Origin of the sequence: Salmonella sp. 32031103-2018-00083-FB-01-SM-01 (genome assembly GCF_017571995.1) — a bacterium.
In the GTDB taxonomy this organism is placed as follows: Bacteria; Pseudomonadota; Gammaproteobacteria; order Enterobacterales; family Enterobacteriaceae; genus Salmonella; species Salmonella enterica.
In genome coordinates, this window is the sequence record NZ_JAGEQL010000009.1 from 64,740 (window position 1) to 89,433 (window position 24,694).

The window sequence follows — 24,694 nt, forward strand, 5'->3', positions numbered from 1 at the left end:
GGGGCCCAGCCCCCTACTGCAGAGGTGTTGCTAAATCGTGCGGCGACGGGTTAAGGCAACGCCCGCACCGATTAGCGCCCCAACGATACCCCACATAATCATCAGGAAGGCTCGGCGTGGGCTATCACGTTTTACCGGTTCTTCCGGCGTACGCAAATAACGATAGGTCTGAAAACGAGGGTCCAGGGTCGGCCCCACATTAAGCGTATTCAACATTGCCCGATTTTGAAAGTAGTCCAAATCGAACGCAGGGCCAACCGCTTGCAGATTTTCAAGACGCGCCTGCAACATAGGGCGACCGAGTAAAAAAAGCTCTGAGTCCGGTAATTCATCCGCCGGGACATCCGTCGCGCTACGAGAAATATTATGTTGTTCCGCAATTTTGAGCGCCTGCTCAATACTGTTTACACGACGTGAATAGATCGCTTTCGCAACCTCTTCCTGCCGTTTGACCTGCGCTTTCATCTGCACGGTACGCGCAGCCCAGGCGCCTTTTAATTCATCATTCAGATGGCTCGCCGCCCGCTGGCTGGCGAATGCGACATACTGACGCAGCAGATTATTGGCATCCGGCGCAGTTTCAGCAATCAGCTTCACGTTGTCGTTGATGGCGCGTGTAAAATCGCCGGGCGTAAACTGTATGTTATTGATCAGTTCATCAAGCATCGCCGCATCAGCTTTGCTATTCCCGACCATTCGCTGCTTGTAATAGTCCGTCTGTAACCAGAAATCGCGACGCGTATCCCAGGAGGCAAGTTGCATGATGAACTCTTTATACGCTTCATCCATCACCGAGGGCTTATCAGAAGAAGCAGGATCGGTCTTAATATCCAGGTTGCGCAGAAACTGCTGCTGGGAGTAATAACCGCCCAACATATTTACGGTTGGGCGATCGGTGATCGCCGTCGCACTCCACTCCTGACGAGCAAAAAAGGTATAGGCTAACGCGATAAGGGCAAATAGCAGGCCAATGCCGATAATCCAGAATTTGCCAGCCCATAAAGTACGAAACAACCCGCGAATATCCAGTTCATTTTCAGCGCTCACCGCGCGTGCCCCCGGTAATGGTTGTGTCATCGTATCCTCATTTACTTGGTTAAGTTTGGCCGGTTCTTACGGTGTCTGCGCAGGCGACGCTTCACACGCTTAATAAATCTCGCCACCTTCCAGGCCCGCTTAATGCAGTAGCCATAGAGGAAGAATGCTAGCAAAAAGAGCACCAACATAACCCATTCAGGAACAAAATGAGAATATTCTGCCGCTACGCCGATTCCCGCCAGAATGGCGGCGGCAAGCGTAATCAGTACAAACGCCTGACGAGAGGTAAATCCGGCGCGCATGATAAGATGGTGAATATGCTGACGATCAGGTGAGAAGGGACTCATTCCTTTACGCAGACGGCGATACATAATCGCCACCATATCCATCAGCGGGATAGCGATAATCCATAGCGCGGTAACCGGACTGATAGGGTGAGTTTTCCCCTGCGTCGTTTCCAGTAAGATCCAGATAACGGTAAAACCAATTAGAGTACTACCGGCATCGCCCATAAAGACTTTATAACGCCGCCCCAAAATACCGAGATTAAGCATAATGTAAGGCAGAATCGCGGCGATCATGGCGAAGCACCATATTGCCAGGCTGGTTTGACCGTCAAACCATAAAATCAGCCCCATCGCCGCGAATGAGACGCTGGATAGCCCGCCCAACAGGCCGTCAATACCGTCCACCATATTGAAAGCGTTGATCGCCGCCCATACGGCAAACAGAGTAAGGAAATAGCCGAAGGGACCGAGCACCATCTCCCAGGAGCCAAAGATATAGCCGAGGCTGCTAAGATAGAGCTTACCGAATACCATCATAATGATACCGATCGCGGCCTGTATGGTCGCACGGATCTTCACGCTGATATCAAAACGGTCGTCCAGGGCACCGATAAGAACCAGTACGCCCGCACAAGAAAGATAAAGCGACGCATGAGGAATATAGTGGTCAACGATTCCGAATGTGAAGCAAATCCCTGCGTAAACCGAAATCCCTCCAACCAACGGTATCAGCCCCTGGTGGCGTTTACGAAAGTTGGGTTTATCCACTAAACCGATTTTTTTTGCGACTTTACGCGCAAAAAACAGGAACAGTGTCGTGAATAAAAAAATACTGATGAGATCAGTACTCACGGTCAGTAAATTCACAATGCGTGCTCTCAGATAAAATTAGTACCAGAAGTATAACCATGAAGACCTTTATTCAGAAGGGAAACCCTGCTCTGAATCAGGCAGAATTGTTTAAATATCAACCACACGATACCGATAACGAATGGATGGCGAAGCCCCGACCCGGTTTATCATCATTTTGTAAATGTATCGTTAAGATTACAGATATAAAACAAAAACGCCACGTAAAAACGTGGCGTTTTCAGGTAAAGACCAGGTTATGAGCGCTTCATCATCTCGAAAAAGTCGTCATTAGTTTTGGTCATCGCCAGTTTGTTAATGAGGAATTCCATCGCGTCAATTTCACCCATCGGATGGATGATTTTACGCAGGATCCACATTTTCTGCAGCTCTTCCTGAGTGGTGAGCAGCTCTTCTTTACGGGTACCGGAACGGTTGTAGTCGATAGCCGGGAAGACACGTTTTTCAGCGATCTTACGCGAAAGATGCAGCTCCATGTTACCGGTGCCTTTAAACTCTTCGTAGATAACTTCGTCCATTTTGGAGCCGGTATCGATAAGCGCGGTAGCGATGATGGTCAGACTGCCGCCCTCTTCCACGTTACGCGCCGCGCCGAAGAAACGCTTCGGACGATGCAGGGCGTTAGCGTCCACACCACCGGTCAGTACTTTACCGGAAGCCGGCACCACGGTGTTATAGGCACGCGCCAGACGGGTGATGGAGTCGAGCAGGATGATAACGTCTTTCTTGTGTTCAACCAGACGTTTCGCCTTCTCGATAACCATTTCGGCAACCTGAACGTGGCGGGATGCCGGTTCGTCAAAGGTAGACGCAACCACTTCGCCTTTCACCAGACGCTGCATCTCGGTCACTTCTTCCGGACGTTCGTCAATCAGCAGCACCATCAGCACGCAGTCTGGGTGGTTATACGCGATGCTCTGCGCGATGTTCTGCAGCAGCATGGTTTTACCCGCCTTCGGCGGCGCGACAATCAGACCGCGCTGGCCGCGACCGATCGGCGAAGCCAGATCCAGAACGCGTGCCGTTAAGTCTTCGGTAGAACCGTTACCACGCTCCATACGCAGACGAGAGTTTGCGTGCAGCGGGGTTAAGTTCTCAAAGAGGATTTTGTTACGGGCGTTTTCCGGTTTGTCGTAGTTAACTTCGTTAACTTTCAACAGCGCAAAATAGCGTTCACCTTCTTTCGGCGGGCGAATCTTACCAGAAATGGTATCACCAGTGCGGAGGTTGAAACGGCGGATTTGGCTGGGGGAAACGTAGATATCATCAGGACCGGCGAGGTAGGAGCTGTCTGCAGAACGGAGGAAACCAAATCCATCCTGCAATATCTCCAGCACACCGTCGCCAAAGATATCTTCGCCACTCTTTGCGTGCTGCTTCAGGATGGCAAAAATAATGTCCTGCTTGCGCATACGGGCCAGGTTTTCCAGCCCCATACTTTCGCCGAGAGTGATCAGCTCAGAAACCGGCGTATTCTTTAATTCGGTAAGATTCATAATGGTGTGAGTTCTTAAACTTGGGGTAAATCTCGAACTTAATGTTGTGAATGGTATGGCAGGGTCATCCATGCCTGTTTACGGCTATCAACTCATGTCTGTTCGCTGTCTGGTCACAGGAAAGTACGCAGAACTGAAACGACAAGACGGAATGAGCGAAGAGCCAGGAATCTTTCCACTTCTCGTGCGAGAAAAAACGGGAAGTGACGGATAAAACCAGATTCAAACTTAATAAGGTATGTTTAATTCGAAGTCAATACTAACTTAGCACGACTCAGACCGGGCGTCCAGAGATCCTGACAATTTAAGAATAACGTAAGGACAACAGACGCCACGAAACTGCCTGATACCTTAATCATTCGTCGAATGACAGACGCCTGACCATACAGCGCCTTTGTCATTCGACGTATAAAAGGTATTACGCCAGATTGGCGTCGAGAAACTCTTTCAACTGACCTTTAGACAGTGCGCCTACTTTGGTTGCCGCCACTTCGCCGTTTTTAAACAGCAGCAGAGTCGGAATACCGCGGATGCCATATTTAGGCGCAGTACCTGGGTTCTGGTCAATGTTCAGTTTGGCAACGGTCAATTTGCCCTGATATTCGTCAGCGATTTCATCCAGAATCGGAGCGATCATTTTACACGGCCCGCACCACTCTGCCCAGAAATCAACGAGGATAGCCCCGTCCGCTTTGAGTACATCCGTGTCAAAACTGTCGTCAGTCAGGTGAATAATTTTATCGCTCATATATAACTCCACAGGAATAAGCCTGGCGTGTTGGTGTAGCATTAACCAACGAGGTGCTGATGTTAACTTCGCCAACAAAGGTTGACTTTATTTCACCGGATACGCTTTCGTAAAGCAATAGTAAGCTGATATTCTACCACACTATGAGCAAAACACATTTAACAGAACAGAAGTTTTCCGACTTCGCCCTGCACCCTCAGGTGGTTGAAGCCCTTGAAAAAAAAGGGTTTTATAATTGTACGCCCATTCAGGCACTGGCCCTTCCGCTAACGCTGGCGGGTCGTGACGTTGCAGGGCAGGCGCAAACCGGTACCGGGAAAACGATGGCGTTTCTGACGTCAACGTTTCATTATTTACTTTCTCATCCCGCGATCGACGATCGCAAGGTGAACCAGCCGCGCGCGCTGATCATGGCGCCGACGCGTGAATTAGCCGTACAAATTCACGCAGACGCGGAGCCGTTGGCGCAAGCGACTGGCTTAAAATTAGGCCTGGCTTACGGCGGCGATGGTTACGACAAGCAGCTTAAAGTGCTGGAAAGCGGCGTTGATATTCTTATTGGTACGACGGGCCGACTGATCGACTACGCCAAACAAAACCACATTAACCTCGGCGCCATTCAGGTCGTCGTACTCGATGAAGCCGATCGCATGTACGATTTGGGCTTTATTAAAGATATCCGCTGGCTGTTCCGTCGTATGCCGCCGGCTGCGCAGCGTCTGAACATGTTGTTCTCCGCCACCCTGTCTTATCGGGTTCGCGAGCTGGCGTTTGAACAGATGAACAACGCCGAATATGTTGAAGTGGAACCGGAGCAAAAGACCGGCCACCGCATTAAAGAAGAGCTTTTCTACCCCTCTAATGAAGAGAAAATGCGTTTACTGCAAACGCTGATCGAAGAAGAGTGGCCGGATCGCGCCATTATTTTCGCCAACACCAAGCATCGTTGCGAAGATATCTGGGGACATCTGGCGGCAGATGGTCATCGTGTTGGTCTGCTGACCGGTGACGTCGCGCAGAAAAAGCGCCTGCGGATTCTGGATGAGTTCACCCGCGGCGATCTGGATATTCTTGTGGCGACCGATGTCGCGGCGCGCGGGTTGCATATCCCCGCCGTAACGCACGTCTTTAACTACGATCTGCCAGATGATTGTGAAGACTATGTTCACCGTATCGGTCGTACCGGTCGCGCTGGCGCCAGCGGACATTCCATCAGCCTGGCTTGCGAAGAGTATGCGCTGAATCTGCCCGCCATTGAGAGCTATATCGGCCACTCGATTCCGGTCAGCAAATACAATCCGGAAGCGCTCATGAACGATCTGCCCAAGCCGTTGCGCCTGACGCGTTCGCGTCCTGGCAATGGTCCGCGCCGCGCTGGCGCTCCGCGTAATCGTCGTCGTTCAGGTTAAGAAAAGTTATGCCATACACAAAATCATTTAGCCTGTATCAAGGCGGCAAGAAAACAAATCCCGATGAGCTTAGGAAGAGTACGCAGCCAACACGGATACAGGTTGAAGGATGAAGTGTATGAATTCCACCTCGTTGTATGCCGCTATTGATCTCGGTTCCAATAGTTTTCATATGCTGGTCGTGCGCGAGGCGGCGGGAAGCATCCAGACGCTGACCCGAATAAAACGCAAGGTGCGTCTGGCCGCGGGTCTGAACAACGACAACTACCTTTCAGCCGAAGCGATGGAACGCGGCTGGCAATGTCTGCGCCTGTTTGCTGAACGTTTGCAGGATATCCCGCAGCCGCAAATCCGCGTGGTTGCCACCGCAACATTGCGTCTCGCCGTCAATGCGGGTGAATTTATCGCGAAAGCGCAGACTATCCTTGGTTGTCCGGTGCAGGTTATCAGCGGCGAAGAAGAGGCGCGGCTGATTTATCAGGGGGTCGCTCATACCACCGGCGGCGCAGATCAGCGGCTGGTGGTGGATATCGGCGGCGCCAGCACTGAACTGGTTACCGGCACTGGCGCGCAAACCACGTCGCTGTTTAGCCTGTCGATGGGCTGCGTAACGTGGCTTGAACGCTATTTTAGCGATCGTAATCTGGCGCAAGAAAACTTTGATGATGCGGAGAAGGCCGCGCGCGATGTACTGCGTCCGGTCGCCGATGAACTGCGTTTTCATGGCTGGAAGGTCTGCGTGGGTGCCTCCGGCACCGTACAGGCATTGCAGGAAATCATGATGGCGCAGGGGATGGACGAGCGCATTACGCTCGCCAAACTGCAGCAGCTAAAACAACGCGCGATACAGTGCGGGCGTCTGGAAGAGCTGGAAATCGAAGGCCTGACGCTGGAACGCGCGCTGGTTTTCCCAAGTGGGCTGGCTATTCTGATCGCGATATTTACCGAGCTGAACATCCAGAGCATGACGCTGGCAGGCGGCGCGTTACGCGAAGGGCTGGTGTATGGGATGTTGCATCTGGCGGTAGATCAGGATATCCGCAGCCGCACGCTGCGAAACATTCAGCGTCGGTTTATCGTCGATACCGATCAGGCGAACCGCGTAGCGAAGCTGGCAGATAACTTCCTCAAACAGGTAGAAAATGCCTGGCATATTGAGCCTATCAGTCGTGAACTGTTGCTTAGCGCTTGCCAGTTGCATGAGATCGGTCTGAGCGTTGATTTTAAACAGGCGCCCTATCATGCCGCCTATTTAGTACGCCATTTGGATCTGCCTGGCTATACGCCCGCGCAGAAAAAGTTGCTCGCCACCCTCTTACTGAATCAGACCAATCCGGTCGATCTCTCTTCGCTTCATCAGCAAAACGCGGTACCGCCCCGTGTTGCGGAACAGCTATGCCGTTTGCTGCGACTGGCGATTCTTTTTGCCGGTCGCCGTCGTGACGATCTGGTACCAGAAATTACGCTACAGGCGCTAAATGAAAATCTGACGTTAACCTTGCCTGGCGACTGGCTGGCACATCACCCGCTGGGTAAAGAGTTGATTGATCAGGAAAGCCAGTGGCAAAGCTATGTACACTGGCCGCTGGACGTTCGCTAACCGTAGTCTGATTGCCGGATGACGCTTCGCTTATCCGGCCTACGATTTCGCTCGCTTTGCCGCCATCATGGCTTTCAGATTAGCCAGGTGACTTTGCCCTTTTTGCATTCGCTCCTCAGCGCTTACCACTTTGCGCTCCTGCTCCCAGATTAAATCATCCTGCGGCAGTTCTAACAGGAAGCGACTGGGTTCCGGGCGCACCAGTTCCCCATACTGACGGCGCTCTTTACATAATGTAAAGGTGAGCTCTTTCTGCGCGCGAGTGATCCCGACATAGGCCAGCCGACGCTCTTCCTCAATATTATCTTCGTCAATGCTACTTTGATGCGGCAAAAATCCTTCTTCCATTCCCACCATATAGACATACGGGAATTCCAGTCCTTTCGACGCATGAAGCGTCATCAACTGTACCTGATCCAGCTCTTCTTCGCTCTCGCCACGCTCCATCATATCGCGCAGCGTAAAGCGTGTAACCACCTGGGTGAGCGTCATCGGCTCATCGAGTTCGTTGCCTTCCAGCATCTCAGTCATCCAGCTAAAGAGCTGGTTAACGTTTTTCATACGCATTTCCGCCGCTTTGGGGCTCGGCGAGGTTTCGTACAACCAGGATTCATAGTCAATACCGTGGATGAGATCGCGCACGGCGGCGACAGGCTCGCGTTCGGCCAGACGCTGGATTTCCCCCAGCCAGTGGGTAAAACGCGTCAATGAATCGTAACCACGTCCGGTCAGCTTTTGGCTAAGTCCCATATCAAAGCTGGCGGTAAACAGGCTTTTATTACGCGTCATTGCCCATTCACCCAGCTTTTGCAGCGTGGCCGGACCGATTTCGCGTTTTGGCGTATTCACGATGCGCAGGAAAGCGCTGTCATCATCCGGGTTGGTCAACACCCGCAGATAGGCCAGCAAGTCTTTAATCTCCGGACGGGAGAAAAATGAGGTGCCGCCGGAAATTTTGTACGGAATACGGTTCTGCATGAGGAATTTTTCAAATACCCGCGACTGATGATTCCCGCGATACAGAATGGCGTAATCCTTGTACTGGGTCTTGTTCACAAAGTGATGGGCAATCAGTTCGCCGGTAACGCGCTCAGCTTCATGCTCTTCATTGTTTGCGCTTAACACTTTGAGTTCCGCGCCGTAACCGAGCTCGGAAAAGAGGCGCTTTTCAAAGACGTGCGGATTGTTGGCGATGAGAATATTCGCCGCTTTCAGGATGCGGCCCGAAGAACGATAGTTTTGCTCCAGCTTAATCACCTGCAGCGCCGGAAAATCCTGGCTCAGTAACACCAGGTTTTGCGGACGCGCCCCGCGCCAGGAGTAGATAGACTGATCGTCATCGCCTACGACCGTAAAGCGCGCGCGTTGCCCGACCAGCAGCTTAACCAACTCATACTGGCTGGTGTTAGTATCCTGATATTCATCCACCAGCAGATAACGAATTTTATTCTGCCAGCGCTCGCGCACCTCGTCATTGCGTTGCAGCAGCAGCGTCGGCAGCAAAATCAAATCATCAAAATCGAGAACGTTGCATGCCTTCATATGGGCGTCATAAAGCCCGTAGCAGTGAGCAAAAATACGATCGCGTTCACCTTTCGCCCCGGCCGCCGCCTGCGCAGGCGTTTTGAGATCGTTTTTCCAGTTGGAGATCGTGGAGATCAGCTGTTGCAACAGAACCTTGTCGTCTTCGATCAGGCCTTCGGTCAGCTCTTTGAGCAAGGCGACCTGGTCGGTATCGTCAAACAATGAAAAGTTCGATTTCATCCCCAGCGCAGCGTACTCGCGCTTAATAATATCCAGCCCTAGCGTATGAAAGGTGGAGATCATCAAACCGCGCGCTTCCTTACGGCCGAGCGTCTGCCCGACGCGTTCTTTCATCTCACGCGCGGCCTTGTTGGTAAACGTCACCGCCGCAATATGCCGGGCCTGATAGCCGCATCCGCGGATCAGGTGGGCGATTTTATTGGTAATTACGCGAGTTTTACCAGAACCCGCTCCTGCCAGCACCAGGCAGGGTCCGGTGACGAATTCGACAGCGTGTTGTTGGCCGGGATTTAAACGCATGGGAATAGTGCTCAATCTTCGAACGGGGGAGGGATTGTAGCAGAAAGCGAGGCCCAGAGAAGACCAGGCTGCTTTTTCAGGCAGCCTGGAAAAGATCAATCAGCGGGCTCTGGCGGCAAGCGGCGTATAGCCATTACGCTGTGCGCTCTTGATCCAACTGTAAGAACCCCCGTCAGCAGAACATACTCAAGCGACATCGCATAAACGCCCTGTACTGCATGATTTCCAACGGGCAGTATTTGAGTAATTCATAGAGCACTGGGTCGCGTACAACCTGGCGTAGCCCTAAAAGCCAGTCGTCTGGAAATTCTGCGTTTTTCATTATGTTCATGGTATCTCGCCCCTTGTCAGAAAGGACAGGACCGCCGTCCCGCGCATCCGAAATACGCCCGCTAAAAATGCCGCTTATCTCCCGGTTCATTAAATCAGGCGGGACATCTGTCCTGTAATGGCGAAGAGTATATGTCTGACGGCCTAAGGAGTGATAAAGTGACGGCCAATCTTTGCGACGTGAGAACACAATAATGGCAAAAATGGCAGCAGCACTGCATATTCTTGTAAAAGAAGAGAAACTGGCTTTAGATCTTCTGGAGCAAATTAAAAACGGCGGCGATTTTGAGAAGCTGGCGAAGAAGCATTCTATCTGCCCATCCGGTAAAAAAGGCGGTCATTTAGGCGAATTTCGTCAGGGCCAGATGGTTCCGGCATTCGATAAAGTAGTCTTTTCCTGCCCGGTACTGGAGCCAACCGGCCCGCTGCATACCCAGTTCGGTTACCACATCATTAAAGTATTGTATCGCAAATAAAAAGCCGGGTGGCGGCTACGCCTTACCCGGCCTACATCGTCTGCTTGATTTTGTAGGTCGGGTAAGCGCTAGCGCCACCCGACAAGGTATATCAACCCGCTACCGCAATACGCTTCATATCCGTCATATAGCCGCGCAGTTTCTTACCTACCTGCTCAATCGCATGACTACGAATCGCATCGTTCACGTCGCGAAGCTGTGCGTTGTCTACCGCGCCTTCCGGGATAGCACTACCCAGATCGCCCGGTTGCAATTCCGCCATAAACGGTTTCAGCAGCGGTACGCAAGCGTAAGAGAACAGGTAGTTACCGTATTCTGCGGTATCGGAGATAACCACGTTCATTTCGTACAGACGCTTACGGGCGATGGTGTTGGCGATCAGCGGCAGCTCGTGCAGTGATTCGTAGTAAGCGGACTCTTCGATGATGCCGGAATCGACCATGGTTTCGAACGCCAGCTCAACGCCCGCTTTCACCATCGCGATCATCAGCACGCCTTTATCGAAGTACTCCTGCTCGCCGATTTTACCTTCAAACTGCGGTGCGGTTTCGAACGCGGTTTTACCGGTCTCTTCACGCCAGGTCAGCAGTTTCTTATCGTCGTTAGCCCAGTCAGCCATCATGCCGGAAGAGAATTCGCCGGAGATGATGTCATCCATGTGTTTCTGGAACAGCGGCGCCATGATCTCTTTCAGCTGTTCGGACAGCGCGTAAGCACGCAGTTTCGCCGGGTTAGACAGACGGTCCATCATCAGGGTGATGCCGCCCTGCTTCAGCGCTTCGGTGATGGTTTCCCAGCCGAACTGAATCAGTTTTTCGGCGTATGCCGGGTCGGTGCCTTCTGCCACCAGCTTGTCGAAACACAGCAGAGAACCGGCCTGCAGCATACCGCACAGAATAGTCTGCTCGCCCATCAGGTCAGATTTCACTTCCGCAACGAAAGAAGATTCCAGTACGCCCGCACGGTGACCGCCGGTGGCCGCAGCCCAGGCTTTCGCAATCGCCATGCCTTCGCCTTTCGGGTCGTTTTCCGGGTGAACGGCGATCAGCGTCGGCACGCCGAAACCACGTTTGTACTCTTCGCGCACTTCGGTGCCCGGACACTTCGGCGCCACCATCACCACGGTGATGTCTTTACGGATCTGCTCGCCCACTTCCACGATGTTGAAGCCGTGTGAATAGCCCAGCGCCGCGCCGTCTTTCATCAGCGGCTGTACGGAGCGCACCACGTCGGAGTGCTGTTTGTCTGGCGTCAGGTTAACCACCAGGTCAGCCTGCGGGATCAGCTCTTCGTAGGTACCCACTTTGAAGCCGTTTTCGGTCGCTTTACGCCAGGAAGCACGCTTCTCAGCAATGGCTTCTTTACGCAGGGCGTAGGAAATATCCAGACCGGAGTCACGCATGTTCAGGCCCTGGTTCAGCCCCTGAGCGCCACAGCCGACGATGACCACTTTTTTACCCTGCAGGTAGCTCGCGCCATCGGCGAATTCGTCGCGGCCCATAAAGCGACATTTACCCAGCTGCGCCAGCTGCTGGCGCAGATTCAGTGTATTAAAGTAGTTAGCCATGATGGTGTACTCCGTGATGTTGTGTTGTCGCGCTTATTGTTCGGTTTACAGATTGCTATCTGTACGAATGAACCCACATTACAACAGGAAATTTATTGCGGAAATTGATATATTCACAACGTTATGTTGCGGTTTATGCAACGTCAAAAACCGGAGGTCTGTCTGTGGATTTACGCGATCTAAAAACCTTCCTGCATCTGGCGGAAAGCCGCCACTTTGGCCGCAGCGCGCGGGCGATGCACGTCAGCCCCTCCACGCTCTCCCGGCAGATCCAGCGGCTGGAAGAAGATCTCGGCCAGCCGCTGTTTGTGCGTGATAACCGCACGGTCACGCTGACCGAAGCGGGTGAAGAGCTGCGAGTGTTTGCCCAACAGACACTTTTGCAATATCAGCAGTTGCGCCATACCCTCGATCAGCAGGGGCCATCCCTTTCCGGCGAACTGCATATTTTCTGCTCGGTGACCGCGGCATACAGTCATCTGCCGCCGATCCTCGACCGTTTTCGCGCCGAACATCCCTCGGTGGAAATTAAGCTCACCACCGGCGACGCCGCCGATGCCATGGACAAAGTGGTCACCGGCGAGGCCGATCTGGCGATTGCTGGTAAGCCGGAAACGCTACCCGGCGCGGTGGCGTTTTCGATGCTGGAAAATCTGGCGGTGGTGCTGATCGCCCCGGCGCTGCCCTGCCCGGTGCGCAATCAGGTGTCGGTCGATAAGCCCGACTGGTCGACGGTGCCGTTTATCATGGCCGATCAGGGGCCGGTACGCCGCCGCATTGAGCTGTGGTTTCGCCGCCATAAAATCAGCAATCCGCAGATTTACGCCACCGTCGGCGGTCACGAAGCGATGGTCTCAATGGTGGCGCTGGGCTGCGGCGTGGCGCTGCTGCCGGAAGTGGTGCTGGAAAACAGCCCGGAACCAGTGCGCAATCGGGTGATGATTTTAGAGCGCAGCGACGAAAAAACGCCGTTTGAGCTTGGCGTCTGTGCGCAAAAAAAGCGGCTGCATGAGCCGCTAATTGATGCGTTCTGGAAAATTGTTCAGGGTTGATAAGGTAATAAAATGCGCACAAAAATAATGCTGTTATCTGCACTGGTAGCGATATGCTTCAGCGTACAGGCTAAACCGACGGGCATTACCGTACAGGATGTAAAGCATCTGGCGTTAAAGCAGTGCCTTGTTGATAACTATCATAAACGCATTCCGCCGGATGCTTTTTATGCTCCAGGCCATGATATGTCGTTTTTAGTTAAAACCTACGCGTTAGATAATGCCGGGAAATGGAAACCATTCCTTAAATTCGTCGCCAAAGAAACAGAAGGCTTTGACCGCTTAACGATGGCGCTCCACCCCGATAGCGCTAAAGACGCTAATAACGTGCTGGAGCGGTGTATGGCATTTTATGAATCGGACAAATTAGATAAATACGTTCGAGAGACAGTGATGAAATAACAAGAGTCGGCTTATGCTCCCAAAAAACAGTAAGACTGCGCGTATCCTTAAGGAGCCCCATGCTGCTATGGGCGGAAATTCAGGCAACTATGTCCGTGCAGAAGTAGAATTTGATTCTACGAAGCGAAAACTCTTACCGATAAAAGGGTATCGACCCGACATTGTCATACCGTCCCTCACGGATGAATATTGGGGCATCACCTTTGTCGAAGGAGAAATTGAACTTTTTGATTTCCCTTTCATTGTTAGCCTGGCTTTCACATTCAATGATGAGCATTATCTCCAGATCAGGGAAAATCAGTTATTTGTTATAATGGAAGGGCCTCACCAGGTAGGTAAAGGGCGATTCCTGGAAATACACTTTATCCCGAAAAATGTTAATACATAACGGCAATCTTTTATAAATCCGCCGGGTTCACCTGCTTCATGGTTTCCACCGTCATCAGCCACTGGTACAGCGGCTCCAACTGTTGGAAACTCTCGGCCAGCCGTGTGACCAGATCGGCATGGAAGAGTTTTTCTACGTCATTATCCGTCACCATCACGGCAAACGTTTTACGCTGATACCAGTCGGGTATCGCCGGGTCGAGATCTTTGGCCAGCAGCCGCTTATAGCTTTCCCCCACCAGCTCAAACGGCGGGCTGCAGCATTCGGCAACCTGTAAAAACGCATCAGGCCGCTTCCTCAACGTATGGCGAAACAGATCCATCGTAGATTTGCTGGCGCTGTAGTAACCCAACCCATAGCGTAGAGTATCGGGGCTGATTTCAAAAAAGTAGGCTGGCGCATCGATCCAGTTTTTAGCTGAACGCTTAAAGGTCAGCCACATCCGGCTGCGGTACAGCGATTTGTCGTGCGAGAAACGGGTATCGCGGTGAATACGCGACAGGGTTTTACCGATGGCGGGTCGGGTTTCCAGCAGTGGATCGATTTCCAGCATCGCTGGAGCAAGGTCGTCCACCAGCGCGCGGAATGGAGTCAGAAGGCTTCTTTCGTAGATAAAGCGGTGCTCATCGAACCAGGCTTTGTCGTTCTCAATACAAACTTGCTGAAGAAAATTGAGCCCTTCTTGTGCAAATCCCTGAAAGCGTCCAGCCATCTTTTTGCCCTTACTCATAGCGATCGTCAGTTTATTATCCCACTCCCTGACGCGCCGTCTATGCAGATGACCGGAAGGAGACATTTCTTCCGGTCATCACTATTCCTACCCCGCCAAAAAGAACCGGAACGCCGGGTTATTGCTCTCATCATGGCATTCATAGCCCAGCTCATGCAGCCGGGTTTCGAAATCCGGCTCATGATCGCCTAACTCGAACGCCGCCAGCACGCGGCCATAATCGGTACCGTGGCTGCGGTAATGGAATAACGAAATATTCCAGTGCGTGCCAAGCGTATGCAGGAATTTGAGCAACGCACCGGGCGACTCCGGAAATTCGAAACTATACAAACGCTCCTGTAATGGCTTGGAGGGGCGTCCGCCGACCATATAGCGCACATGCAGCTTCGCCATTTCATCGTCGGAGAGATCCACTACGCTATAACCGCCGTCGCACAGTTGGGTGATAATCTCTTTTCGCTCCTCCAGCCCCTGACTGACGCGTACGCCGACAAAAATACAGGCATTTTTCGCGTCGGCAAAACGGTAGTTAAATTCGGTGACCATACGCCCGCCAAGCAACTGGCAGAATTTGAGGAAGCTCCCCTTTTCTTCCGGAATGGTCACCGCCAGTAGCGCTTCGCGCTGTTCCCCCAGCTCGCAGCGTTCAGACACATAGCGCAAGCCGTGGAAGTTGACGTTGGCGCCGGAAAGGACGTGCGCCAGGCGTTCGCCGCGAATATTGTGCTGGGCGATATATTTTTTCATCCCCGCCAGCGCCAGCGCGCCGGAGGGCTCCGCCACCGCACGCACATCTTCAAACAGATCTTTCATCGCCGCGCAGATCGCGTCGCTATCGACTGTAATAATGTCGTCGAGATATTCCTGACACAGGCGGAAGGTTTCGTCGCCGATGCGTTTTACCGCCACGCCTTCAGCAAATAACCCAACGCGCGGGAGATCCACTGGATGACCGGCTTCCAACGCCGCTTTCAGGCAGGCGGAATCCTCCGCTTCGACGGCAATCACTTTGATTTGCGGCATCAATTGTTTGATCAGTACCGCTACGCCAGCCGCCAGGCCGCCACCACCAACCGGCACAAAGACACGATCGAGATGCGAATCCTGCTGAAGCAGCTCCAGCGCCAGCGTGCCCTGCCCGGCGATCACCATTGGGTGATCAAACGGCGGCACCCAGGTAAAACCCTGCTGCTGCGCCAGTTCAATAGCTTTCGCTTTCGCTTCATCAAAATTAGCGCCGTGCAACAGCACTTCGCCGCCAAAACCGCGTACCGCATCGACTTTAATATCCGCCGTTGCTTTTGGCATGACGATTAGCGACTTCACGCCAAGCCGCGCGGAGGAGAACGCCACGCCCTGTGCATGGTTCCCCGCCGACGCGGTAATCACGCCGTGGGCTTTTTGTTCTTCGGTCAATCCGGCCATCATCGCGTAAGCGCCGCGCAGCTTAAAGCTATGTACCGGCTGCCGGTCTTCGCGTTTGACGAGAATAACGTTATCCAGACGTGACGAGAGCTTTTCCATTTTTTGCAGCGGCGTCACCTGCGCCGCTTCGTATACTGGCGCGCGTAGCACCGCGCGCAGATACTCCGCCCCTTCCGGCGCGACTGACAGAGGTTGAGATTCCGCCATCATCAACCTCCCAGTTTCGATTTATCGCGCACCGCGCCTTTATCGGCGCTGGTCGCCAGGCTGGCGTAGGCACGCAGGGCAAACGAAACCTGACGCTGACGATTTTTCGGCGTCCAGGCTTTGTCGCCACGAGCTTCTTGCGCCTCGCGGCGTGCGGCGATTTCAGCCTCGCTCAACTGCAACTGAATGCTGCGGTTCGGGATATCAATCGCAATGGTGTCGCCATCTTCAATCAGCGCAATAGTGCCGCCGCTGGCCGCTTCCGGCGAGACGTGGCCGATGGAAAGACCCGAAGTACCGCCGGAAAAACGCCCATCGGTGATGAGCGCGCAGGCTTTGCCCAGCCCCATCGACTTCAAGAAACTGGTCGGATAGAGCATTTCCTGCATTCCCGGCCCGCCTTTCGGCCCTTCGTAGCGGATCACGACTACATCGCCTTCCACTACTTTGCCGCCGAGAATCGCCTCTACCGCGTCGTCCTGGCTTTCATACACTTTGGCAGGGCCGGTGAATTTAAGGATGCTGTCATCCACGCCCGCGGTTTTAACGATGCAGCCGTTTTCGGCGAAGTTGCCATACAGCACCGCCAGACCGCCGTCTTTGCTATAGGCATATTCCAGCGAGCGGATGCAACCCGCTGCGCGGTCGTCATCCAGCGAATCCCAGCGACAATCCTGCGAGAATGCCTGGGTAGTACGGATACCGGCAGGGCCAGCACGGAACATTTTTTTAACCGCTTCGTCCTGCGTAACCGTGATGTCGTACTGTTCCAGCGTTTGCGGCAGCGTCAGGCCTAATACGTTTTTCACGTTGCGGTTCAGCAGCCCGGCGCGATCCAGCTCGCCTAAAATACCCAGCACACCGCCGGCACGGTGAACGTCTTCCATATGGTATTTCTGGGTACTTGGCGCCACTTTACACAACTGCGGCACCTTGCGGGACAGCTTGTCGATATCACTCATGGTGAAGTCGATTTCCGCTTCCTGCGCCGCCGCCAGTAGATGCAGAACGGTATTGGTCGAACCGCCCATCGCAATATCCAGCGTCATGGCGTTTTCAAACGCGGCTTTGCTGGCGATGTTACGCGGCAGTGCACTTTCGTCGTTTTGCTCGTAGTAACGTTTAGTCAGTTCAACAATCCGCTTACCGGCATTGAGGAACAACTGCTTCCGGTCAGCATGGGTCGCCAGCAGCGAACCGTTGCCCGGCTGCGACAGGCCCAGCGCTTCGGTCAGGCAATTCATGGAGTTAGCGGTAAACATGCCGGAGCAGGAGCCGCAGGTTGGACAGGCGGAGCGCTCCACCTGGTTACTTTGATCGTCAGAGACTTTCGGGTCCGCTCCCTGAATCATGGCATCAACCAGATCGAGCTTGATGATCTGATCGGACAGTTTGGTTTTCCCGGCTTCCATCGGTCCGCCGGAAACAAAGATCACCGGAATATTCAGGCGCAGCGAGGCCATGAGCATCCCTGGGGTGATTTTGTCGCAGTTGGAGATACACACCATCGCGTCAGCGCAGTGAGCGTTCACCATGTACTCCACGGAGTCGGCGATCAGCTCGCGCGACGGCAGTGAATAGAGCATACCCCCGTGCCCCATGGCGATCCCGTCATCCACGGCAATAGTGTTGAACTCCTTCGCCACCCCGCCGGAAGCTTCAATCTGTTCGGCGACCAGCTTACCGAGATCGCGCAGATGAACGTGACCCGGCACAAACTGAGTGAATGAGTTCACCACGGCGATAATCGGTTTGCCAAAATCACTGTCGGTCATTCCGGTGGCGCGCCACAGCGCGCGGGCACCCGCCATATTACGACCATGGGTGGTGGTGGCGGAACGGTACTTAGGCATGCTTTATTTACTCCCCATCTTTTCCCTTCATACTTCACGCCACAGGTGCGTTGGCTGCCTCACTCACCCCAGTCACTTACTACAGTAAGCCCTGGGGATTCGCTGCGTTGCCGCCTTCCTGTGACGCAAATTATTTTGGGAAAATATTAATTTTATTTATTATGAATTTACCGGATCCAACCAGCCCCATTTATCCTCGGTTTCTCCAGTGAAGAGACCAAAGAAGGCTTGTTGAATACGCTTGGTAACAGGGCCGCAACGGCCTTCACCTACCTGGATACCATCAACGCTGCGTACCGGAGTAATTTCTGCCGCGGTTCCGGACATAAACACTTCGTCGGCCAGATACAGCGATTCACGGGACAGCACCTGCTCGCGCACTTCAATACCCAGCTCTTTCGCCAGTTTGATGATCGCGTCGCGAGTAATGCCTGGCAGCGCGGAAGAGGTAAACGGCGGAGTAAACAGCACGCCATCTTTTACCTCAAACAGGTTTTCGCCTGCGCCTTCGGAGATATAGCCGTTTACATCCAGGGCGATGCCTTCCTGATAGCCGTGGCGGCGCGCTTCGCTACCCACCAGCAGTGAGGAAAGATAGTTCCCGCCCGCTTTCGCGGCGGTCGGAATGGTGTTCGGCGCAGCGCGATTCCAGGAAGAAACCATCGCATCGATCCCCTGATCCAGCGCTTCGGCGCCCAGGTATGCCCCCCACGGGAACGCGGCGATGATGACGTCAGTGGTGTATCCCGGGGGCGGGTTAACGCCCATACCGACATCGCCTACAAATACCAACGGACGGATATAGGCGCTGGTCAGATTATTTTTACGAATTACGTCGCGGCAGGCTTCCATCAGCTCATCAATACTCTGGGAAACCGGAAAACGATAAATCTTTGCTGAGTCGCGCAGGCGCTGCATATGTTCACGATGACGAAACACTACCGGGCCTTTGTGAGAGTCGTAGCACCGAATCCCTTCAAATACCGACGTACCGTAGTGCAGCGCGTGAGACATTACGTGAACCTTCGCGTCTTCCCAGCGCACCATCTCGCCATTGAACCAAATGTAATCAGCTTTTTTCGTCGTCATTTTTCTTCCTTTTGCGCTCAGGCGCGGATTTGTTGTGATGTGGCAGCGCTCTGGCAGATTGCGACATGCGCAACATCTACCAGTTTACTTAACTGACTAAACAGTAAGTCGACCGACCGGGGACTGGCAACGGTCAATTCAATATTTATATTCTGCGCATCGGTCGCGGCTTCCATATTCATGGAGCACACCTGAAAACCACGATGGCGCACCACGCGTAAAACACGTTCTAAGGTTTCTGGATTAAAGCGTGCCGATACATTGACCTGATGTTGCATCATGATAATTTCTCCAGCATTTCAGAGTTACTGGCGCCAGGCGGCACCAACGGCCAGACATTTTCAAGTTCGTCGATTGAGACGTGAAGCAGGTACGGCCCTTCGCTTGCCAACATCGTGTCGAGTGCCGCTTCAACCTGGTCTTTACGAGTAATGTGCTGGCCTGGAATGCCGAAGGCGCTGGCCAGCATGAGGAAATCGGGGTTATCGGTCAGGGTGGTTTCGCTATATCGCTCCTGGAAAAACAGTTGCTGCCATTGTCGAACCATCCCTAACCGCTGGTTGTCGAGTAAGACTATCTTCAACGGTAACTGCTTGCGTTTTACGGTGCCCAACTCCTGAACATTCATCATGAAGGAGCCGTCACCGGAGATACAGATAACGGTATCATTCGGTCGCGCTACCTGTGCGCCAACGGCCGCCGGTAAGCCGAATCCCATCGTCCCCAGACCGCTGGAAGTGATGAAGTTCTCCGGGCGGGTGTAAGTCATATGCTGGGCTGACCACATCTGATGCTGCCCAACATCCGTCGTCACCACACTGTCTGCGGGTTTGCGTTCCGACAATTGCTTCAACAACAACGGCGCATAGATAGTCTCGCCAGGATGGTCATAGCGCCAGGCGTGTTCTGCGCGCAGCTCTGCACAGGACTGACGCCATGCGTCGATCTTCAGCGGTTGCTGTAATGCCGGCAACAGCGAATTTAAATCGCCCTGCAACGCGACGTGTGCCTGACGCAGTTTGTTCATTTCCGCCGGGTCGATATCCATATGGATTACGCTGGCGTTCGGCGCAAACGTATTCAGCTTACCGGTCACCCGGTCATCAAAACGTGCACCAACGGCGATCAGTAAATCACACTCTTGCACCGCGAAATTAGCCGCTTTAGTACCGTGCATTCCCAGCATGCCCAGATAGTACGGATAATCAGCTTCAACAGCCCCCAGCCCTTTCAGCGTGCAGGTAACTGGCATTTGCGTTACCGCGATAAATTTACGCAGCGCCGGAACCGCCTGCGCCATACCAACTCCACCGCCGACGTACAGCATGGGTTTTTTCGCCTGTTCCAGCATCTGGCGCGCCTGTTCCACATCAGCCTGCGGGAATGTCGCTTCGTTAGCAACGGTAGTGAACCAGGGCTCCAGCGCTCCGCTGGCTAACTGGATATCTTTCGGGATATCCACCAGAACCGGGCCAGGACGACCAGCGTTGGCGACTTCAAAAGCCTCCGCCATGATACGAGGCAGCTCTGCCAGCGACTGCACCAGGAAGCTGTGTTTGGTACAGGCCAGCGACAGGCCTAACACATCCACCTCCTGGAACGCATCAGTGCCGATGAACGGGGCGGAAACCTGACCCGTGATCGCGACGACGGGGACCGAATCTAACAACGCATCCGCCAGGCCAGTGATCAGGTTAGTGGCGCCAGGGCCGGAAGTGGCGATACAAACACCGGTTTTGCCGGTAGAACGGGCATAACCGATTGCCGCCATTGCCGCACCCTGTTCGTGTCGGCACAACAAATGCTCCACACCACCGTCATACAACGCGTCGTAAACCGGCATAATTGCTCCGCCAGGATAACCAAATACGGTTTTCACCCCCTGCGCTCGCAAAGCATGTACCACCCACTGTGCCCCGTTCATAGTTACATCCCCGTCGTAAATCTTGAGAAACAGAATTTTATGCTGTTATTCACGTTCTGCTCCTCGCTTAAGTTTTTCAGGCCAAAAAAAACCCCCGGACCTTTCGGTGCGGGGGTCTTAGTTCGTTAAGGCTTGATTTCTAAGCCTTTCCTCGTCCAAGTGCAGCCCCGCACGGTGGGATAATAATCACCACCACGCTAATCACGACCAGGCTAATCACTCGTAGAAGGGCTGTCATTTTTGTCTATTCTTGCATCTTGTTCGAAGGAATACCTAAAGAGTTACCATAGGTTTTGCCAATAGCACAAGATATTTTTTTAACCACGTTTCAGATAATGCAGGTGAATGCCTACAAGGGCTTTGTTTTTTATAAGAAAAATTAGCAACTGAAAAATTTTCACGTTTTCCTCCCCCTTTTGGCGCACTCTACACCCTGTTTTCCTTCTTTTCGCTTCTGCGAGCGTTCTTCCAGTTTGATGTTTCTTGCCTGAAAATGACGCCAAAATTCAGGAAGCGGCCGCTAAAAAACAAAAAGTCAGTAATTCGATTTTCTCTTCTATTCCGCATAATCCACGTAACAGGAGGGATTATGTCACTGGCGATTGTTCATACCCGCGCCGCACTTGGCGTCAATGCGCCGCCTATCACTATAGAGGTGCATATCAGTAATGGATTACCGGGACTAACCATGGTTGGCCTACCGGAAACCACGGTAAAAGAGGCGCGTGACCGGGTACGTAGTGCGATTATTAATAGCGGATATGAATTTCCGGCTAAAAAAATAACCATTAACCTTGCTCCAGCCGATCTACCGAAAGAGGGCGGAAGGTATGACCTGCCTATTGCTGTTGCGCTTCTGGCCGCGTCTGAGCAGCTTACAGCGTCGAATCTTGAGGCATATGAGCTGGTGGGTGAGTTAGCGCTTACAGGCGCATTACGCGGCGTTCCTGGCGCAATATCAAGTGCAACGGAAGCCATCAGGGCCGGCAGAAATATTATCGTCGCAACAGAGAACGCGGCGGAGGTTGGGCTTATCAGCAAAGAAGGATGTTTTATCGCCGATCATCTACAAACCGTCTGCGCCTTTCTGGAAGGGAAACACGCCCTGGAAAGACCTTTAGCTCAGGATATGGCATCGCCTACCGCAACTGTCGATCTTCGCGATGTGATCGGTCAGGAGCAGGGTAAACGCGGCCTGGAGATTACAGCGGCAGGGGGACATAATCTGCTATTGATCGGCCCGCCGGGTACGGGTAAAACCATGTTGGCCAGTCGACTGAGCGGGATTCTTCCACCATTAAGCAATGAAGAAGCATTGGAAAGCGCCGCGATCCTCAGTCTGGTTAATGCCGATACGGTACAAAAACGATGGCAGCAACGCCCCTTTCGCTCACCTCATCATAGCGCCTCACTTACTGCTATGGTCGGCGGCGGCGCAATACCCGCCCCAGGAGAGATATCGCTGGCGCACAACGGAATTTTGTTCCTTGATGAATTGCCTGAATTTGAACGACGCACACTGGATGCGCTACGTGAACCTATAGAATCCGGTCAAATTCATTTATCCCGTACCAGAGCGAAAATAACGTACCCTGCCAGGTTCCAGTTAATCGCCGCAATGAATCCCAGCCCGACCGGACATTATCAGGGAAACCATAATCGCTGCACACCAGAACAGACACTACGTTACCTTAATCGGTTGTCAGGCCCGTTTCTTGATCGTTTTGACCTTTCGCTTGAGATACCGCTTCCTCCGCCCGGGATTCTTAGCCAACATGCCTCAAAGGGTGAGAGCAGCGCTACGGTAAAAAAGCGGGTCATCGCCGCCCATGAACGGCAGTACCGACGCCAGAAGAAGTTAAACGCGCGTCTGGAGGGTCGCGAAATCCAAAAATATTGTGTTTTGCATCACGATGACGCCCGCTGGCTTGAAGACACGCTGGTGCATCTTGGTTTATCCATTCGCGCCTGGCAGCGTTTACTAAAAGTGGCCAGAACCATTGCCGACATAGAACTGGCTGACCAGATCTCGCGTCAGCATTTGCAGGAGGCGGTAAGCTATCGGGCGATAGACAGGTTGTTAATTCATTTGCAAAAGCTGCTGGCGTAAAAAAAGGGCATTACGCCCTTTTTATTAATCATCAGCTTCGGTGTAGTCTTCTGCGCCTTCAACTTGCGGCTTGCCGCCAGACAAGGTGTGGAAGCGTTTTGGACGCTTGATACGCGTCATATACTTGGACCAGACGCGTTCTGCATCCGTTACCGGCTCACGTTCACCGCGGCATACCGCTACAAACAGCTTCTCTTCTTCAGTCACAGGCTCACGCTTGCCAAGATCCAGATCATTAAAGGCATGACCATGACGCTCAAGCAGTTGTGCCTCTTTAATCGTGAAATCACCGTGACGAGAGAATCCACGTGGATAATGTTTATTGTCAAAATATCGATTAGTCGTCGTAAAGCTTTCCGCCATCCTGCACGCTCCTAATTCTTTGTCTGAGCTATTTATGGCGCGGAGTATTAGTTACGCTTGACAGAGTGTAAAACAAAACATTTAAATCATAACGACAAATAATTTTGTGGAGAGCACAGTGGATACGGAATTGTTAAAAACTTTCCTGGAAGTTAGCCGGACACGCCATTTCGGGCGGGCCGCAGAAGCACTTTACCTGACGCAATCCGCGGTGAGCTTTCGTATCAGGCAACTGGAGAATCAACTGGGCGTAAACCTTTTTACGCGGCACAGAAACAATATCCGTTTGACCACGGCTGGCGAAAAACTTTTACCGTATGCGGAAACGCTGATGAATACGTGGCAGGCGGCACGTAAAGAGGTGGCGCATACCTCACGCCATAACGAGTTTTCCATCGGTGCCAGCGCGTCTTTATGGGAGTGTATGCTTAACGCCTGGCTGGGTCGACTGTACCAACTACAGGAGCCGCAAAGCGGCCTGCAATTCGAAGCCAGAATCGCTCAACGGCAATCGCTTGTGAAGCAACTTCATGAACGCCAGCTTGATCTCCTCATTACTACCGAAGCGCCCAAAATGGATGAGTTCAGCAGTCAGCTGTTAGGGCACTTCACTTTGGCGTTGTATTGCAGCAGCCCTGCCCGTAAGAAATCAGAACTCAATTATCTGCGGCTGGAGTGGGGACCAGACTTCCAACAGCATGAAACCGGGCTGATCGCAGCAGATGAAGTGCCGGTATTAACAACCAGCTCAGCCGAACTCGCCCGACAGCAGCTTAGCGCATTAAATGGCTGTAGCTGGCTTCCTGTAAACTGGGCAAATGAAAAGGGCGGATTACATACCGTTGCCGACAGCGCAACGCTTTCACGGCCGCTATACGCCATTTGGTTGCAAAACAGCGATAAATACTCGCTGATCTGCGATCTGTTAAAAACGGATGTGCTGGATGAACAATGAAAATGATGAAAAGAAAAAGAAGGGAACTTACGATTACCTGACCAGGTAATCAGGTAATTTCAGGCAAAAAAAAATCCTTAGCAGATGCTAAGGATTATTTCTGGCAGGGGCGGAGAGACTCGAACTCCCAACACCCGGTTTTGGAGACCGGTGCTCTACCAATTGAACTACGCCCCTAATTAGGGTGGCGGAACGGACGGGACTCGAACCCGCGACCCCCTGCGTGACAGGCAGGTATTCTAACCAACTGAACTACCGCTCCACCGAATTCTTTTACAACCACCGGTTTATGACCGGCTTACTGCTTAATT

General features: G+C 52.8%; 24 protein-coding genes, 2 tRNA genes and 2 pseudogenes. 8 read left to right on the plus strand and 20 right to left on the minus strand.

Annotated features, from left to right (window positions below; all coding sequences use genetic code 11):
• Positions 1 to 30: 30 nt before the first annotated feature.
• From wzzE to trxA, 5 genes are all read right to left on the minus strand, one after another.
• Positions 31 to 1,077: an ECA polysaccharide chain length modulation protein gene (gene wzzE, locus J4614_RS20620; RefSeq protein ID WP_000193413.1), complete on the minus strand. Its 1,047-nt coding sequence runs from the start codon at positions 1,075 to 1,077 to the stop codon at positions 31 to 33.
• Between the two features lie 11 nt (positions 1,078 to 1,088).
• Positions 1,089 to 2,192, minus strand: a complete 1,104-nt coding sequence (gene wecA / locus J4614_RS20625; protein ID WP_023213945.1) for a UDP-N-acetylglucosamine--undecaprenyl-phosphate N-acetylglucosaminephosphotransferase — start codon at positions 2,190 to 2,192, stop codon at positions 1,089 to 1,091.
• Positions 2,193 to 2,431: 239 nt separating this feature from the next.
• Entirely contained in the window at positions 2,432 to 3,691 is a 1,260-nt protein-coding gene (gene rho / locus J4614_RS20630; protein ID WP_001054532.1) for a transcription termination factor Rho, read from the minus strand.
• 87 nt (positions 3,692 to 3,778) lie between these two features.
• Positions 3,779 to 3,862 (minus strand): rho operon leader peptide, encoded by an 84-nt coding sequence (locus J4614_RS20635; protein ID WP_134820045.1) that lies wholly within the window; start codon positions 3,860 to 3,862, stop codon positions 3,779 to 3,781.
• A gap of 247 nt (positions 3,863 to 4,109) precedes the next feature.
• Positions 4,110 to 4,439 carry a thioredoxin TrxA gene (trxA, locus tag J4614_RS20640; protein ID WP_001280776.1) on the minus strand — a complete coding sequence of 110 codons (330 nt, stop codon included), beginning with the start codon at positions 4,437 to 4,439 and terminating at the stop codon, positions 4,110 to 4,112.
• 143 nt (positions 4,440 to 4,582) lie between these two features.
• Here trxA and rhlB point away from each other — a divergent pair, with 143 nt between their 5' ends.
• Positions 4,583 to 5,848 (plus strand): ATP-dependent RNA helicase RhlB, encoded by a 1,266-nt coding sequence (rhlB, locus tag J4614_RS20645; protein WP_000047525.1) that lies wholly within the window; start codon positions 4,583 to 4,585, stop codon positions 5,846 to 5,848.
• Between the two features lie 118 nt (positions 5,849 to 5,966).
• Complete coding sequence (gene gppA / locus J4614_RS20650; protein ID WP_001089453.1) at positions 5,967 to 7,448, plus strand: guanosine-5'-triphosphate,3'-diphosphate diphosphatase; 1,482 nt, start codon at positions 5,967 to 5,969, stop codon at positions 7,446 to 7,448.
• 39 nt (positions 7,449 to 7,487) lie between these two features.
• Here the strand turns inward: gppA and rep are convergent, their stop codons facing one another.
• The 3 genes and pseudogenes from rep to J4614_RS22335 all read right to left on the minus strand — a co-directional run.
• Entirely contained in the window at positions 7,488 to 9,512 is a 2,025-nt protein-coding gene (rep, locus tag J4614_RS20655) for a DNA helicase Rep (protein WP_001238842.1), read from the minus strand.
• A gap of 99 nt (positions 9,513 to 9,611) precedes the next feature.
• Positions 9,612 to 9,751 (minus strand): annotated as a pseudogene (locus J4614_RS22220) (nicotinamide riboside transporter PnuC); the annotation flags it as partial.
• Positions 9,727 to 9,843, minus strand: a pseudogene (locus J4614_RS22335) (Crp/Fnr family transcriptional regulator); the annotation flags it as partial. The pseudogenes J4614_RS22335 and J4614_RS22220, both read right to left, overlap by 25 nt.
• Before the next feature lie 193 nt (positions 9,844 to 10,036).
• Here J4614_RS22335 and ppiC point away from each other — a divergent pair.
• Positions 10,037 to 10,318, plus strand: a complete 282-nt coding sequence (ppiC, locus tag J4614_RS20660; RefSeq protein ID WP_001096806.1) for a peptidylprolyl isomerase PpiC — start codon at positions 10,037 to 10,039, stop codon at positions 10,316 to 10,318.
• 91 nt (positions 10,319 to 10,409) lie between these two features.
• Here ppiC and ilvC read toward each other — a convergent pair whose 3' ends face one another.
• Positions 10,410 to 11,885, minus strand: a complete 1,476-nt coding sequence (ilvC, locus tag J4614_RS20665) for a ketol-acid reductoisomerase (RefSeq protein WP_000024943.1) — start codon at positions 11,883 to 11,885, stop codon at positions 10,410 to 10,412.
• Between the two features lie 164 nt (positions 11,886 to 12,049).
• On the opposite strand from ilvC, the gene ilvY reads away from it, so the two are divergent.
• From ilvY to J4614_RS20680, 3 genes are read left to right on the plus strand one after another with little or no spacing between them, the layout of a single operon-like run.
• The gene (gene ilvY / locus J4614_RS20670) at positions 12,050 to 12,937 is read left to right on the plus strand and encodes an HTH-type transcriptional activator IlvY (protein WP_001530887.1); all 888 of its coding nucleotides are present in this window, start codon (positions 12,050 to 12,052) and stop codon (positions 12,935 to 12,937) included.
• 12 nt (positions 12,938 to 12,949) lie between these two features.
• Positions 12,950 to 13,339 (plus strand): hypothetical protein, encoded by a 390-nt coding sequence (locus J4614_RS20675; RefSeq protein WP_001259309.1) that lies wholly within the window; start codon positions 12,950 to 12,952, stop codon positions 13,337 to 13,339.
• 13 nt (positions 13,340 to 13,352) lie between these two features.
• The gene (locus J4614_RS20680; RefSeq protein ID WP_000937045.1) at positions 13,353 to 13,727 is read left to right on the plus strand and encodes a hypothetical protein; all 375 of its coding nucleotides are present in this window, start codon (positions 13,353 to 13,355) and stop codon (positions 13,725 to 13,727) included.
• A 10-nt stretch (positions 13,728 to 13,737) separates the two neighbouring features.
• Here J4614_RS20680 and J4614_RS20685 read toward each other — a convergent pair whose 3' ends face one another.
• The 8 genes from J4614_RS20685 to ilvL form a co-directional block, all read right to left on the minus strand.
• Positions 13,738 to 14,439, minus strand: coding sequence for a DUF2461 domain-containing protein (locus J4614_RS20685; RefSeq protein ID WP_001609033.1), 702 nt, complete (start codon positions 14,437 to 14,439; stop codon positions 13,738 to 13,740).
• Positions 14,440 to 14,544: 105 nt separating this feature from the next.
• A complete protein-coding gene (gene ilvA / locus J4614_RS20690) occupies positions 14,545 to 16,089 on the minus strand; it encodes a threonine ammonia-lyase, biosynthetic (RefSeq protein ID WP_001518457.1) in 1,545 nt (514 codons plus the stop codon).
• Positions 16,090 to 16,091: 2 nt separating this feature from the next.
• Positions 16,092 to 17,942: a dihydroxy-acid dehydratase gene (ilvD, locus tag J4614_RS20695; protein ID WP_001127446.1), complete on the minus strand. Its 1,851-nt coding sequence runs from the start codon at positions 17,940 to 17,942 to the stop codon at positions 16,092 to 16,094.
• A 159-nt stretch (positions 17,943 to 18,101) separates the two neighbouring features.
• Entirely contained in the window at positions 18,102 to 19,031 is a 930-nt protein-coding gene (ilvE, locus tag J4614_RS20700; RefSeq protein WP_000208528.1) for a branched-chain-amino-acid transaminase, read from the minus strand.
• A 17-nt stretch (positions 19,032 to 19,048) separates the two neighbouring features.
• Positions 19,049 to 19,312, minus strand: coding sequence for an acetolactate synthase 2 small subunit (ilvM, locus tag J4614_RS20705; protein WP_000983260.1), 264 nt, complete (start codon positions 19,310 to 19,312; stop codon positions 19,049 to 19,051).
• Positions 19,309 to 20,955, minus strand: coding sequence for an acetolactate synthase 2 catalytic subunit (gene ilvG / locus J4614_RS20710; protein ID WP_001012553.1), 1,647 nt, complete (start codon positions 20,953 to 20,955; stop codon positions 19,309 to 19,311). The genes ilvM and ilvG overlap by 4 nt, the downstream gene beginning before the upstream one ends.
• A gap of 2 nt (positions 20,956 to 20,957) precedes the next feature.
• Complete coding sequence (ilvX, locus tag J4614_RS20715) at positions 20,958 to 21,008, minus strand: peptide IlvX (RefSeq protein ID WP_192930503.1); 51 nt, start codon at positions 21,006 to 21,008, stop codon at positions 20,958 to 20,960.
• Between the two features lie 86 nt (positions 21,009 to 21,094).
• Positions 21,095 to 21,193: an ilv operon leader peptide gene (ilvL, locus tag J4614_RS20720; protein WP_001311244.1), complete on the minus strand. Its 99-nt coding sequence runs from the start codon at positions 21,191 to 21,193 to the stop codon at positions 21,095 to 21,097.
• A gap of 351 nt (positions 21,194 to 21,544) precedes the next feature.
• Between ilvL and J4614_RS20725 the strand changes: the two genes are divergently transcribed.
• Positions 21,545 to 23,065: a YifB family Mg chelatase-like AAA ATPase gene (locus J4614_RS20725; RefSeq protein WP_023137106.1), complete on the plus strand. Its 1,521-nt coding sequence runs from the start codon at positions 21,545 to 21,547 to the stop codon at positions 23,063 to 23,065.
• Between the two features lie 24 nt (positions 23,066 to 23,089).
• Here the strand turns inward: J4614_RS20725 and maoP are convergent, their stop codons facing one another.
• Positions 23,090 to 23,428: a macrodomain Ori organization protein MaoP gene (gene maoP, locus J4614_RS20730; RefSeq protein ID WP_000840996.1), complete on the minus strand. Its 339-nt coding sequence runs from the start codon at positions 23,426 to 23,428 to the stop codon at positions 23,090 to 23,092.
• Between the two features lie 106 nt (positions 23,429 to 23,534).
• Here maoP and hdfR point away from each other — a divergent pair, with 106 nt between their 5' ends.
• Positions 23,535 to 24,383 (plus strand): HTH-type transcriptional regulator HdfR, encoded by an 849-nt coding sequence (gene hdfR / locus J4614_RS20735; RefSeq protein ID WP_001541181.1) that lies wholly within the window; start codon positions 23,535 to 23,537, stop codon positions 24,381 to 24,383.
• A gap of 101 nt (positions 24,384 to 24,484) precedes the next feature.
• Here the strand turns inward: hdfR and J4614_RS20740 are convergent.
• Together J4614_RS20740 and J4614_RS20745 are read right to left on the minus strand one after the other, a co-directional pair.
• Positions 24,485 to 24,560 (minus strand) — tRNA-Trp (locus tag J4614_RS20740).
• Positions 24,561 to 24,568: 8 nt separating this feature from the next.
• Positions 24,569 to 24,645, minus strand: a tRNA-Asp gene (locus J4614_RS20745).
• Between the last annotated feature and the right edge of the window lie 49 nt (positions 24,646 to 24,694).

What these genes read in the sequence shown, in the direction of transcription:
- wzzE (WP_000193413.1), bottom strand. Translation starts at nt 1,077, where the DNA reads ATGACACAACCATTACCGGGGGCACGCGCGGTGAGCGCTGAAAATGAA.
- rho (WP_001054532.1), bottom strand. Translation starts at nt 3,691, where the DNA reads ATGAATCTTACCGAATTAAAGAATACGCCGGTTTCTGAGCTGATCACT.
- trxA (WP_001280776.1), bottom strand. Translation starts at nt 4,439, where the DNA reads ATGAGCGATAAAATTATTCACCTGACTGACGACAGTTTTGACACGGAT.
- rhlB (WP_000047525.1), top strand. Translation starts at nt 4,583, where the DNA reads ATGAGCAAAACACATTTAACAGAACAGAAGTTTTCCGACTTCGCCCTG.
- gppA (WP_001089453.1), top strand. Translation starts at nt 5,967, where the DNA reads ATGAATTCCACCTCGTTGTATGCCGCTATTGATCTCGGTTCCAATAGT.
- rep (WP_001238842.1), bottom strand. Translation starts at nt 9,512, where the DNA reads ATGCGTTTAAATCCCGGCCAACAACACGCTGTCGAATTCGTCACCGGA.
- ppiC (WP_001096806.1), top strand. Translation starts at nt 10,037, where the DNA reads ATGGCAAAAATGGCAGCAGCACTGCATATTCTTGTAAAAGAAGAGAAA.
- ilvC (WP_000024943.1), bottom strand. Translation starts at nt 11,885, where the DNA reads ATGGCTAACTACTTTAATACACTGAATCTGCGCCAGCAGCTGGCGCAG.
- J4614_RS20675 (WP_001259309.1), top strand. Translation starts at nt 12,950, where the DNA reads ATGCGCACAAAAATAATGCTGTTATCTGCACTGGTAGCGATATGCTTC.
- J4614_RS20680 (WP_000937045.1), top strand. Translation starts at nt 13,353, where the DNA reads ATGCTCCCAAAAAACAGTAAGACTGCGCGTATCCTTAAGGAGCCCCAT.
- J4614_RS20685 (WP_001609033.1), bottom strand. Translation starts at nt 14,439, where the DNA reads ATGGCTGGACGCTTTCAGGGATTTGCACAAGAAGGGCTCAATTTTCTT.
- ilvA (WP_001518457.1), bottom strand. Translation starts at nt 16,089, where the DNA reads ATGGCGGAATCTCAACCTCTGTCAGTCGCGCCGGAAGGGGCGGAGTAT.
- ilvD (WP_001127446.1), bottom strand. Translation starts at nt 17,942, where the DNA reads ATGCCTAAGTACCGTTCCGCCACCACCACCCATGGTCGTAATATGGCG.
- ilvE (WP_000208528.1), bottom strand. Translation starts at nt 19,031, where the DNA reads ATGACGACGAAAAAAGCTGATTACATTTGGTTCAATGGCGAGATGGTG.
- ilvM (WP_000983260.1), bottom strand. Translation starts at nt 19,312, where the DNA reads ATGATGCAACATCAGGTCAATGTATCGGCACGCTTTAATCCAGAAACC.
- ilvG (WP_001012553.1), bottom strand. Translation starts at nt 20,955, where the DNA reads ATGAACGGGGCACAGTGGGTGGTACATGCTTTGCGAGCGCAGGGGGTG.
- ilvL (WP_001311244.1), bottom strand. Translation starts at nt 21,193, where the DNA reads ATGACAGCCCTTCTACGAGTGATTAGCCTGGTCGTGATTAGCGTGGTG.
- J4614_RS20725 (WP_023137106.1), top strand. Translation starts at nt 21,545, where the DNA reads ATGTCACTGGCGATTGTTCATACCCGCGCCGCACTTGGCGTCAATGCG.
- maoP (WP_000840996.1), bottom strand. Translation starts at nt 23,428, where the DNA reads ATGGCGGAAAGCTTTACGACGACTAATCGATATTTTGACAATAAACAT.